Annotated in this window: 10 protein-coding genes; 5 read left to right on the top strand and 5 right to left on the bottom strand. The window is 48.1% G+C overall.

Translation table 11 applies throughout. The features are described 5' to 3' along the window. Positions 1 to 13: 13 nt before the first annotated feature. From C4S60_RS04065 to C4S60_RS04055, 3 genes are read right to left on the bottom strand one after another with little or no spacing between them, the layout of a single operon-like run. Positions 14 to 3,115 (bottom strand): efflux RND transporter permease subunit, encoded by a 3,102-nt coding sequence (locus tag C4S60_RS04065; protein ID WP_103879063.1) that lies wholly within the window; start codon positions 3,113 to 3,115, stop codon positions 14 to 16. After that, positions 3,112 to 4,428 (bottom strand): efflux RND transporter periplasmic adaptor subunit, encoded by a 1,317-nt coding sequence (locus C4S60_RS04060; protein ID WP_103879062.1) that lies wholly within the window; start codon positions 4,426 to 4,428, stop codon positions 3,112 to 3,114. Before C4S60_RS04060 ends, C4S60_RS04065 begins: the two co-directional genes overlap by 4 nt. Next, on the bottom strand, positions 4,425 to 5,099 hold the full coding sequence (locus C4S60_RS04055) for a TetR/AcrR family transcriptional regulator (protein ID WP_103879061.1): 675 nt from the start codon (positions 5,097 to 5,099) through the stop codon (positions 4,425 to 4,427). Before C4S60_RS04055 ends, C4S60_RS04060 begins: the two co-directional genes overlap by 4 nt. Positions 5,100 to 5,497: 398 nt before the next feature. Here C4S60_RS04055 and leuA point away from each other — a divergent pair, with 398 nt between their 5' ends. From leuA to C4S60_RS04025, 5 genes are all read left to right on the top strand, one after another. Beyond that, on the top strand, positions 5,498 to 7,045 hold the full coding sequence (gene leuA, locus C4S60_RS04045) for a 2-isopropylmalate synthase (protein WP_103879060.1): 1,548 nt from the start codon (positions 5,498 to 5,500) through the stop codon (positions 7,043 to 7,045). Between the two features lie 104 nt (positions 7,046 to 7,149). Further along, entirely contained in the window at positions 7,150 to 8,238 is a 1,089-nt protein-coding gene (leuB, locus tag C4S60_RS04040) for a 3-isopropylmalate dehydrogenase (RefSeq protein WP_103879059.1), read from the top strand. A 61-nt stretch (positions 8,239 to 8,299) separates the two neighbouring features. Continuing rightward, the gene (leuC, locus tag C4S60_RS04035; protein ID WP_103879058.1) at positions 8,300 to 9,700 is read left to right on the top strand and encodes a 3-isopropylmalate dehydratase large subunit; all 1,401 of its coding nucleotides are present in this window, start codon (positions 8,300 to 8,302) and stop codon (positions 9,698 to 9,700) included. Positions 9,701 to 9,713: 13 nt separating this feature from the next. Then, positions 9,714 to 10,316 (top strand): 3-isopropylmalate dehydratase small subunit, encoded by a 603-nt coding sequence (leuD, locus tag C4S60_RS04030; protein WP_103879057.1) that lies wholly within the window; start codon positions 9,714 to 9,716, stop codon positions 10,314 to 10,316. Between the two features lie 137 nt (positions 10,317 to 10,453). After that, positions 10,454 to 11,233, top strand: a complete 780-nt coding sequence (locus tag C4S60_RS04025; protein ID WP_103879056.1) for a DUF547 domain-containing protein — start codon at positions 10,454 to 10,456, stop codon at positions 11,231 to 11,233. A 3-nt stretch (positions 11,234 to 11,236) separates the two neighbouring features. On the opposite strand, the gene C4S60_RS04020 is transcribed toward C4S60_RS04025, so the two are convergent. Next, entirely contained in the window at positions 11,237 to 11,782 is a 546-nt protein-coding gene (locus C4S60_RS04020) for a DUF924 family protein (RefSeq protein ID WP_103879055.1), read from the bottom strand. Further along, positions 11,779 to 12,630, bottom strand: a complete 852-nt coding sequence (gene djlA / locus C4S60_RS04015; protein WP_103879054.1) for a co-chaperone DjlA — start codon at positions 12,628 to 12,630, stop codon at positions 11,779 to 11,781. The genes C4S60_RS04020 and djlA overlap by 4 nt, the downstream gene beginning before the upstream one ends. Positions 12,631 to 12,775 lie beyond the last annotated feature (145 nt).

Raw genomic sequence — 12,775 nt, 5'->3', positions numbered from 1 at the left:
TCAGCAGAAGCTGTTAAATCGCTTCATGTTTGTGTACCAGACCCCAGTCGGCAAGAATGGCGTAGGCGGCGGGGATCATAAACAGCACCAAGAGTGTTGAGGCAAATATGCCAAACACGATCGAGATAACCAGTGGCTGAATAACCTGTGCCTGTAAACTGGTTTCCGTCAGCAACGGCAGTAACCCGGCTGCGGTGGTCATCGAGGTCAGGAACACCGCTCGGAATCGTTCGCGGCTCGCCTTTACTACTGAGTCATGGACCGAGTCACCGTCATCCACATGATGGCGTATGTATTGCACCAACAAGATTGAGTCGTTGACCACAATACCCGCCAAAGATACAAAGCCCATGATACTCGGCATACTGAGCGAATGTCCCAGTAGTAAATGTCCCCACACGACACCGATAAATGCCAATGGGATCGCCAACATGACTACAAATGGTTCTAGGTAGCTTCTAAACTGATAGCTCAGTATCGCAAAGACCCCAAACAATCCCAGTAAGAAACCTTTTGCCATAGAACTGCCCGTTTTAGCGGTGTCTTTGGCCTCACCCTCAAAGTCAAATCTCAAACCCGGGTAGGCCCTCTTTAGCTTCGGTGCCTCTTCGGTCTGAAACTTGTTGATGATCTCCGACGAACTCGCTTTGGCATTATCAACATCCCCAAACACACTCACTGTACGCAAGCCATCGACACGCTGAATACGAACATAATTACGCTGAAAATCCAGGGTCGCCACAGCCGCTAACGGCACTTGAGATCCATCAGCCAGAAAAATCGGAAAGTTCGCCAATTGTTGAATATCAGCAATGCCTTGTTTATCCAGCTTAACTTCTATCTTGATGTTCTCGACACCCACCTGGATTTCATCTGCAGTCTGGCCGAAAAATGCCGCGCGAAGCTGGCTGGCAATCAATTGACCGTTGATACCATAACTTTCGGCTCCGGGACGCAGTTTCACCAGGATCTCTTCTTTACCCAAACGCATGTCATCCAGAACACCGTGCACCCCATCAAACTCGTTCAGGTACTGCTGGATCTCAACGGAAGCAGCTTTTAACTGGTCAAGGTCATCATGTTTAATTCGGATTTCCAGTGCGCGCCCACCCGGCCCCATGGTCGGCTGTTTGAAGACCAGAGAAATGGGGTCGGCTAACTCACCAACATCTTCACGCCAGGCATCAACAAACTCATCAATAATGGTGTTGCGTTGTTCAGCACTGCGCAAATCGAGACGCACGGTGGCAATATGAGGCCCCGACTCATTGGCATCCCGGTTAGTATTGAACTGACTGGTGATCTGTTGAACCAAAAGCTCTCCATTTTCGACCTCTTCACTCCACTGCCTATTCAGCTTCTCTGCTGACGCCACAATGTGGTCAACTACTCGTTCAGTTTGTGACAGAGACGCCCCTGGAGGCAGAATAATACGCGCCTCAGCAATATCCCCATCCAGTTCAGGGAACGGCTGGAACTTGACGACGCCGCCAGCAATGAGCGCCACCGACATGAGCAATAAAGCAAATACGCTCCCCATAAAGGCGTAGCGGTACGCCACCACTTTATCCACCGCATTAATCAGTGTGGTATTTCTAAAATGCTCAAAACGCTCAAGCAACACGCGCTTAAACTTCGGGGGTTCCTTCTCTTTACGCTGCTTGTGCAATGAGTGGGACAAATGATTAGGAAGGATCAGAAACGCTTCTATCAAACTCAGTGACAACACCAGAATCAACACTTGAGGCACCGCACGTAATACCGCTCCCATTTCGCCTTCCAAGAACAGCAAGCTACCAAAAATGCATATGGTGGTCAGAAATGAAGAGATGACGCCGGGCAGAACCTTTTTAACACCATTGATCACAGCATCGTCAATACCCTGGCCTCGATCCAGATGAGCCTGGATAGACTCTGCAATTACGATCGCGTCGTCCATCATGATACCGATCGCCATCAACAGGCCAACCAACGACATAATGTTGATGGACAACCCCAGGTTCGCCATCAAAAACAAGCCACCAAGAAACGCCACTGGCAACCCCGCTGCCACCCAGAAAGAGTAGCGAAAACTAAAGAACAGCCACATGGTCGCAAACACCAAAACGATACCCTGCCAGCCATTTTTGACCATCATGGTGAGACGATCCCATAGCACCGAAGACAAATCGTTTGTCATTTCCAGCGTTACACCTTCTGGCACGACTAATCTCTGGTCTTCAACGAACTGTGTGACCTGCTCTTTGATCCTCAGCGCGTCATCTTCTTTGTTTTTGCTGATCTTAAGCACCGCCGAAGGCTTTCCGTTGAACAGCACTTTCTGTTCATCCAGTTCAAATCGGTCGGTAATGGTGGCGACGTCTCTGAGGCGAATCAGCGCACCATTGGGACTGGATCCAACGACTATCGATTCGAGTTCCTGCGGGGTAACCCGCCTTTCGTCGAAACGGATCAGAAAGTTTTTGTCCGCTGTTTCCACATTACCACTGGGTAACTTGATGTTCTGACTGCCAATTTGCGCTGCAATGTCACCAATGCTCAAACCGAGCTGACGCATGATCTGGGTATCCAACTCTACCCGATATTGATGATCAGAGAACCCACTCACTTCAACCAGTGAGACGCCATAATCCAGTTTCAGCGTCCGCTTCAGTTGCTCCGCATACGCCTTCAGTTCCGGCCAGGTGGTATCGGCGGTAATTGCTACATCGACTACAGGTTCATTCCAGTTGAGCTCCTGGACCACCGGTGATTCAATCTCATCAGGGAAGTCGTTAATGGCATTGATTTGAGTCTGTACATCCACCAACATACGACCGATGTCCGCTTTTTCACTCAACTTCAACGTGAGCCGAGCAGAGCCTTCTATCGCTTCACACTTCGTCTCTTCAATATTCGCCAGACCATCTACGGCATCCTCCATCCGGACACACAAACTCTCCTCAACTTCTTGTGGAGACGCGCCAGGATAGGTAATGGCCGCCATGATGTAGGGCGGATCGAATTCGGGAAACGTTTCACGCTTAATGGTTGATAGTGACGATACCCCTAAAATGATCAGGGCAAGCATCAACAAGTTCGCTGCGGTAGGGTGCCTGGAGAAGAAACGAATCATAGATTGCCCTCGCCATCTGAAGGGGTGATATTTCGCAACAGCATTCCCTCAATAGCAGGCAGCAAATCATTAAGAATCACTTGCTCTCCCCCCTGGAAGTCACCACTAATGATGACCATATTGTCGCGACGATACTGCACCTTTACCGATTTCATCTGCAGGCGATTGTCTGTGTTCATGAGATAGACAGTATCACCATGCAGTGCTCGCTCAGGAATCAGCCATGATTGCTGTTTCTGCCCTTCAATCGTTGCCTTCACAAACATGCCATTGACCAGAACGGGAGAACCAGCTAAGCCATTAACGGTCGGTTTCTGCACAATTTCCAGAATCACACCTGCAGTAGCCTGATTGGGATCCACGGTCTCACTGACGCGAGCTACTCTGGCGGGCCAGGAGACTTGCAAATTACCACTGCTCAGCTCAACCTGAGCACTCAATGCCTCTAGCGCTCTGTGTTGGTCATGCTCACTGATAACGTCCCAACTGAGTGTATCTGACAGAAGCTGAAGATCGTGAATAGAGAGTTGCGCTTCCACTTCCATTACATCAGTGGCATGAGCTGCCACCATAGTCTGTTGCAGATTTACGACCTGATTGATTTCGGCATCCACTTGAGAGATGCGCATGGTCTCGGGCAAAATGATGCGCGTCTTTTCCAGAGAGCGCTGTGCTTCCCTCTCTTTTGCCTGATTCACCTTGACCAAGGCTTGCGCCACTTGGCGCTCATCCGGCATCAATGACAATTGGTTATTGATCTCCTGAACCAGTTTCTGCTGTGACAACATATTTTGCTTTTGAGTGTCCACATCCGACTGAGAGGTTAAACCGCGCTTATTCAGATCCAATCGACGCTGATACTCATTCTCTGTCAGTTTCAGGCGATTCATTTCAATCGCCAGAGTTTGCCTGAGGTTGGTTTCTTCTTGATCCAGACGTGCAAGTTGTGTCTCACTTGACTTCAAATCGGCAATGGCCTGAGATAGCTTGAGCTCATAATCTAAAGGGTCTATGCGTAAAATTTCTGTGCCCGCGCTAACGACCTTGCCTTTTTCCAGTTCCGGGTGCTTATAAATCACCTGACCCGACACTTCCGCAATGGCTTGCCACTCGACCTTAGGCTCTACACGGCCAAATCCAACAGCAACAGGGGCAGATAATGTGGGTTGCAGAACCGTTGTTTCCACCACCCGAGCCCGATCTCCCGCTGGCTTAGTGGGCAGATCCGGTCGCAAGTTAATAGCGGCTATTAGTGCGATAACACCGACAGCAAACGCTGGGAAAAAAAGCAGTTTTTTATTCAATGACTTCATAGTGACTTCTCTGATCCTGAATCAATACTTGGCGCAAGAAACCCCTGAGCCATGAGGCGAATATTGTGCTCAAGCAGGTCATTAAGGAACGCTTCTGTGAGTTCAATGCCGTGCAAATTGAGCAGAGCGGGCGGAGCGACAAAAGGAAAAACCATCAGACTGATAAAAGATACCCGGCACAAACGCGGATCGGCCCCCTCTCTGAGTAGCCCTTGTTCGGCGAGCTTACCAAACAGCATGTCCTGATCCGGGCGGGCGATATCCGTGAACACTTTCTCAAATAGACGACGCTGGGTCGCCGAGGGTGGCATGTGCATCACCTGAGCGATTAAGCGTGGAAACTGCGGTACTTTGTTCATCTCATGATAATAAGTACGCATGAAATCAAATAGATTGTCCTGTTGACCATCGGTAAACAACTGTTCCATTTTCTGTTTCATTGGCAGCATCGTTTCGCGAATCATGGTTTCAAACAACCCCTCTTTGTTGCCAAAATAGTAGCGAATCATGGCAATATTCACGCCTGCTCTTTGAGCAATGAGTCGTGTCGATACTTTGTCATAAGGTATGACCATAAACAGCTCTCGCGCGTGAGACAGTAATTTTTCTCGAGCATCGGTCTGCTGTCTGGGTCGACCTACCTTTCTTTTCGGTGTCTCAGAACCTGGCATCGGCAGCTCCAATTATTAATCATTGATTAATTATAGGATCGTTATGTTAACTAAGTGAAAAAGTAAAATTCATCAGCAATTAATCAAGTGATTAATTAATGCCCTATCCTCCTTTCTGAGTAGATACTCCTCCGATATCAATAAAAATGAAGCGAAACACTTGACGCACTCGCTAGAGTACGGTACTAATCTTGTAACTTAATTTTGTGGAATGCATAACAGTGTCATTACGTTTTTCTCTACTCCTGAACCTCCTCCTTATCGTGAAAACATCGCGCGGGTAGGTTGTGGACGAAAAACACCACATAAAGAATTCCAAAAACCCGCTTAACAAGCGGGTTTTTTTATATCGATTGAACTGGACGTAAACGATTAACCTGTACAAAGAGGAAGCAAACATGAACGATCAGGTGATTATATTCGACACCACATTGCGTGACGGCGAACAAGCACTTTCAGCAAGTCTAACTGTTAAAGAGAAACTGCAAATTGCTTATGCGCTCGAGCGTCTGGGTGTTGATGTTATCGAAGCCGGCTTCCCGATCTCCTCTCCAGGTGATTTTGAGTCTGTACAAACCATCGCCAAGCACATCAAAAACAGCCGTGTCTGTGCGCTGTCTCGTGCGGTAGCAAAAGATATCGATGCCGCAGCTGAGGCATTAAAAGTGGCCGATGCATTCCGTATCCATACCTTTATTTCGACCTCAACCGTGCACGTTCAGGACAAACTACGCCGCAGCTACGACGATGTGGTTGAGATGGGTGTAAAAGCGGTCAAACACGCTCGTAACTATACTGATGATGTTGAATTCTCTTGTGAAGATGCAGGTCGTACACCAATCGATAACTTGTGTCGCATGGTTGAAGCGGCTATCGATGCTGGCGCTCGTACCATCAACATTCCAGACACCGTGGGTTACACCGTCCCTAACGAATTCGGTGGCATCATTCAGACTCTGTTCAATCGTGTTCCCAATATCGATAAAGCCATCATCTCTGTGCACTGCCATGATGACCTTGGTATGTCGGTAGCAAACTCTATTGCAGCGGTACAAGCCGGTGCGCGTCAGGTTGAGGGAACTATCAATGGAATCGGTGAGCGAGCGGGTAACTGTTCACTAGAAGAAATTGCGATGATCATCAAAACACGTCAGGAACTTCTGGGCGTGCATACTGGCATTCAGCACCAAGAAATCCACCGCACTAGCAAGCTAGTGTCTCAGCTATGTAACATGCCGATTCAAGACAACAAAGCGATTGTTGGCGCCAACGCATTCAGCCACTCTTCTGGTATCCACCAAGACGGTATGCTGAAGAACAAAAATACCTACGAGATCATGACGCCTGAGTCTATTGGTTTAAAAAACAAAGCGCTAAACTTAACCAGTCGCTCGGGCCGTGCAGCGGTTAAAAGCCACATGGACTCAATGGGTTACAACGAAAACGAGTACAATCTAGATACCTTGTATCAAGATTTCTTGAAGCTTGCGGATCGCAAAGGTCAGGTATTTGACTACGACCTGGAAGCACTAATGCACTTCGCTAACTTGCGCGAAGAAGACGACTTCTTTAAGTTGAACTACTTAAGCGTTCAATCTGGCAGCATCATGGCAACCACCAGCATTAAGATCCAATGCGGTGACGAAGAGAAATGCGAAGCTGCGGTTGGTAACGGTCCGGTTGATGCGTTGTACCAATGCATCTATCGCGTAACCGGTTACGACATTGTTCTGGACAAGTTTGATTTGACGGCCAAAGGTGAAGGCGAAGATGGTTTAGGTCAGGCGGATATCATTGCCAACTACAAAGGTCGCAAATATCACGGTACGGGTGTCTCAACCGATATCGTTGAAGCTTCAGGTCAGGCACTACTTCATGTTATCAATAGTATCCATCGCGCTGATCAGATCGAAGAGATGAAGCAAAAGAAAGTTGAGACCGTTTAAAGGATGATCCTAGGACCCAGGTTCTAGAAATATAATTCGTTGGCTTGTGAGGTGCAGGCCAACATAAAAATATAAGCAAATACAACATTAAGGAAGAGTAACCCATGGCAGGTACTTACAAGATTGCAGTTCTACCAGGTGATGGTATTGGCCCAGAAGTCATGGCTCAGGCACACAAAGTGCTTGATGCAATTTCAGAGAAACACAACATTATCCTGGAGCGTGAAGAGTTTGATGTCGGTGGTATTGCTATTGATAATCACGGCTGCCCGCTTCCAGAGAGCACAGTAAAAGGTTGTGAAGAGTCGAACGCGATCCTATTTGGTTCAGTTGGCGGTCCTAAGTGGGAACACCTTCCACCTAACGACCAGCCAGAGCGTGGTGCGCTACTTCCACTTCGTAAACATTTCCAACTGTTCTGTAACCTGCGTCCTGCGCAAATTCACGCGGGTCTGGAAGACTTCTCTCCTCTGCGCGCTGACATCTCGGCGAAAGGCTTCGATATTGTGGTAGTTCGTGAGCTAACCGGCGGTATCTATTTCGGCCAACCAAAAGGCCGCGAGGGTGAAGGTCCAACTGAGAAAGCGTTTGATACAGAGGTTTACCACCGCTATGAAATTGAACGCATCGCTAAGATTGCTTTTGAATCTGCACGCCTTCGTAACAAGAACGTTTACTCTATCGACAAAGCCAACGTCCTACAAAGCTCTATCCTATGGCGTGAAGTGGTTGAAGAAGTCGCGAAAGACTACCCGGATGTCACACTTAACCACATGTACATCGATAACGCGACCATGCAGCTAATCAAAGACCCTGCACAGTTCGACATCATGCTTTGCTCGAACATCTTCGGCGATATCATCTCTGATGAATGTGCGATGATCACAGGCTCTATGGGCATGCTGCCATCGGCAAGTCTAAATGAAAGCCAGTTCGGTCTTTACGAGCCAGCAGGCGGTAGTGCGCCAGACATCGCAGGTAAGAACATTGCAAACCCAGTAGCTCAAATCCTGTCTGCTGCGCTCATGCTACGTTACAGCCTGGGTGAAGAAGAAGCGGCTCAAGACATTGAAGCCGCGGTAAGTAAAGCACTGGCAGCAGGTGAGCTAACGGCAGATCTAGCGGGTGACAAGCCAGCCTTAAGCACCTCTGAGATGGGTGACAAGATCGCTGCATACGTATTGAACTCATAATTAAAACACAGCCCTAGCCGATGGCCGTTCAATTCGGCTAGGGGATGCAAGGAATTAAGCAATGTCTAAAACTCTATACGAAAAAGTCTACGACGCACACATCGCCGTCGAAGCAGAGGGTGAAAACCCAATTCTTTATATTGACCGTCATTTGGTTCACGAAGTGACTTCTCCTCAGGCTTTTGATGGCCTGCGCGAGAAAGGTCGTAAAGTGCGTCAAGTAGGCAAAACATTTGCCACAATGGACCACAACGTTTCAACGACGACCAAAGACATCAACGCCTCCGGTGAGATGGCACGTATCCAGATGGAAACACTGTCTAAGAACTGCGAAGAGTTTGGTGTCACCCTTTACGACATCAACCACAAATATCAAGGCATCGTCCACGTTATGGGTCCAGAGCTGGGCATTACTTTGCCAGCAATGACGATTGTATGTGGTGACTCTCATACCGCGACTCACGGTGCATTTGGCTCGCTCGCATTCGGTATTGGTACCTCGGAAGTTGAGCACGTTCTGGCGACACAAACACTGAAGCAGTCTCGCGCAAAAACCATGAAGATCGAAGTTCAGGGTAAAGTCGCGCCTGGTGTCACGGCAAAAGATATTGTTCTTGCGATTATCGGCGAAACGACAGCAGCTGGCGGTACTGGCTACGTGGTAGAGTTCTGTGGTGAGGCCATCACTGATCTTTCTATGGAAGGTCGTATGACAGTGTGTAACATGGCTATTGAGCTCGGTGCTAAAGCCGGTCTTATTGCGCCAGACGACACCACCTTTGAGTACCTAAAAGGCCGTAAGTTTGCGCCTCAAGGTGCAGAGTGGGATGCCGCGGTTGAGTACTGGAAGACATTTAAAACTGATGCCGATGCCGAATTTGATGCTGTTGTGACACTCAACGCTGCAGATATCAAACCACAAGTGACCTGGGGCACCAACCCAGGTCAGGTCATTGCGGTTGATCAGCCTATTCCAGCACCAGAGAGCTTTGCTGACCCTGTAGAAAAAGCATCAGCAGAAAAAGCCCTGGCTTATATGGGACTAGAAGCGGGTAAATCGCTCAAAGATTACAAAGTGGACAAGGTATTTGTTGGCTCTTGTACGAACTCTCGTATCGAAGATATGCGCGCCGCGGCGGCGGTAGCGAAAGGACGCAAGGTAGCGTCACACGTTCAAGCGCTTATCGTTCCTGGCTCTGAGCAAGTCAAAGCGCAGGCAGAAGCAGAAGGTTTAGATTCAATCTTCAAGGACGCAGGTTTTGAATGGCGCCTACCGGGCTGCTCAATGTGTCTGGCGATGAACAATGACCGCCTGGGTCCACATGAGCGCTGTGCATCGACCAGTAACCGTAACTTCGAAGGTCGCCAGGGCCGTGATGGTCGTACACACCTAGTAAGCCCGGCAATGGCTGCTGCAGCCGCGATTGCTGGACATTTCGTTGATATCAGAGAGCTAGACTAAGAAGGAACCTACCATGTCAGGATTTAAACAACACACCGGCTTAGTCGTACCTCTTGATGCGGCCAACGTCGATACTGATGCGATTATCCCTAAGCAGTTTCTGCAAAAAGTAACGCGTACTGGTTTTGGTCAGCACCTGTTCCACGATTGGCGCTTCCTGGACGATGCGGGTAAACAGGATAACCCGGAATTTGTCATGAACGCTCCACGTTACCAAGGTGCGAGCATTCTGCTTGCTCGTGAAAACTTCGGCTGTGGCTCCTCACGTGAACACGCCCCTTGGGCGCTGGCTGATTACGGTATCCAGGTAATGATTGCACCAAGCTTTGCCGATATCTTCTACGGTAACTCCATCAACAACCAGATGGTACCCGTTCGCCTTACTGAGCAAGAAGTGGATGAACTGTTCCAGTATGTTGAAGCTAACGAAGGCGCAGAGATCACCGTTGATCTAGAAGCGATGAAAGTGACCGCAAATGGTCAATCTTATAGCTTTGAGATTGATGAGTTCCGTCGTCACTGTCTATTAAATGGCCTTGATAATATCGGTCTGACGCTTCAGCATGAAGATAAGATTGCTGCTTATGAAGCGAAAATCCCAAACTTCCTTAAGTAGTTGATTTGTAAATATGTAGGTATCTAAATCCCGGTGTACAAACCGGGATTTTTTTGTTTCTATTTGCACTACAATGAAAGAACATCATGGCTAATCAGGTCTGATGGATTAGTTATTTTTCGGAATGGATATTTGCTATGTTACGCTTGGTGTCACTGGCGCTATTATTATTTTCAACCAGTCTCTTTGCTGCCCCCAAATCTGAACTCTGGTCATACTGGGATAAAAGCGATGAAGCCAGTACGCAAATCGTCTCGCATCAGGCATGGCAGACGTTTCTTAATAAGTATTTGGTAACGGAAGGTGAGAATACGCTGGTTCGCTATGTTCGGGTCTCGCCTAACGACAAGCAAGCTCTGAAGGGCTACCTTTCCAGCCTGGCAAGGCTCGATCCTAGGCGTCTCAATCGAGCAGAGCAATATGCCTATTGGGTGAACCTCTATAATGCTGCTACCGTTGACCTTATTTTGGATAACTATCCTGTCAGGTCGATCACTAAGCTGGGCGGTTTTCTAAGCTTCGGTCCATGGGGAGATGATATCATTTCAGTCACGGGACAAACGCTCACACTCAATGATATTGAGCACCGAATCTTGCGCCCGATATGGAATGAGCCGAGAACACACTACGCGGTCAACTGTGCCAGCCTTGGCTGCCCGAATCTACAGACTCAGGCATTTACTGCTGACAACACAGAAACGCTGTTAGAGAGTGCTGCCAATGGCTTTGTAAACTCATCGAAAGGCGCAAACATTTCTGGCGACACCATAACACTGTCGTCGATTTATGAGTGGTTTGAGGCGGATTTTGTGCAAGATGGCGGTGCGTTAAAGCATATGGCGAAGTATCGCCCTGATCTTGCCAATTTCGATGGCAAGATCAAATACGATTACAATTGGGATTTGAATAAAAAGTAGCGGTTAAAAGCTCGAACCCGGCTGCTTTAAGAACTCGAACTCTTCCGGGGTAGACGCTCTACCCAAAATCTCATTTCGGTGCGGGTATCGTCCAAAGCGCTCAATAATCGCTTTGTGGCGATACTCAAAATCTAAGTTATTTTCTATCCCATTACTTTTAAACAGGCGTACCGCTTCTTCATGTATTTTCAATGATTCGCTATGCATGTAGGGCATGTAAAGAAAGGTACGTTGCTCTGGCGTTAACTTTATATCGTCACCGCTTGCGACGGCTTCTTGTGCCAACGTCAAGGCCATAGCGTCGGAAGCAAACGAAGCGGGTGACCCTCTGAATAGGTTTCTGGAAAACTGATCGAGCACGATGATCTCTGCGAGACGTCCTTGCGGGCAAGAACGCCATTGATACAGCTCACCACTCGCTGCTTGTTGGTGTAACTGGCTAAACCTTTGCTCGATGGTCCGGTCCAACACTTCACCTCCGGAAAACCAATCTTGTGGTGTTAGCTCTTTAAACCAAAAATCAATCACATCCTTGTATTGAATCATCATTTAAATCCTTTCACTTTCTTAATAAGATCGTAAGCATTTTGGATCTCTTGCGATTTCTCTTTCGCCACGTTCATCATTTCTGGAGGTAAGCCCTTTGCCATCAGTTTGTCCGGGTGATGTTCATTCATCAGTTTGCGGTAAGCACGCTTAACCGCTTTGGCATCGGCCTCCTCAGAGATCCCGAGAACATCATAAGCATCCGACAGTTGTGATGCACTGTTAGCCTGCTGCCAACCTCCAGCTGAATGTTGTTCACCTTGATATTGGCCACCGCCAAAACCGCCTCCCTGCTGAAAACGAAACGCAGCTTCTTGCATTCTAAGACGCTGTTCCAGTTGCTGTGCAGAAAATCCCAACCCTTGAGCGATACGGTGCAAGACATCACGCTCACTTGGATGTACGCTACCATCGGCGAACGCGGCAGAGATTTGCAACTCCAAAAAGAACTGGAGCAAATCGTGTCGACCACCAGAGGAAATTCGCACCTTTTCCAGCACACGATCAAGCGGAAAATCCGCTGACTTACCTTCACGAAACGCTTCCTGCGCAGCGCGTTTCTGCTCACTGTCCAGATTCATGCGATCCATCATAATGGTCGCCAACTGGATCTCTTCTTTAGTGACCTGCCCTTTGGCTTTGGCCACATGCCCCATCACGGCATAGGCAGCGTTTAGGAATTCTTCTTGTCGCTGATGCTGATTTGCCCCACCAAAGCCTGTGCGGTGAAATCCTGCTTGATTTAATCGTCGTGCTTTATCAAACTGATGCCCCAGAAACAGACCAAATAGCGCACCGAGCGGGCCACCAAACAGCATGCCGAAAAATACGCCTAAAATTTTACCTATCATTTGATTAATGTGCTCTCTATCTATGAATTTTTGCGCTGATTCGCAGTCTACTAGTGTCGTTAGGGTCAATTTCCTTTATGATAGAGACCGTCTTATAAACGATTCAATATCAATCGAATTCAACTGAATGAATCAAGTTAAACAG

The sequence above is a fragment of the Vibrio hangzhouensis genome (assembly GCF_900107935.1).
GTDB lineage: Bacteria > Pseudomonadota > Gammaproteobacteria > Enterobacterales > Vibrionaceae > Vibrio > Vibrio hangzhouensis.
This window is presented reverse-complemented; position numbering and strand designations above follow the sequence as displayed.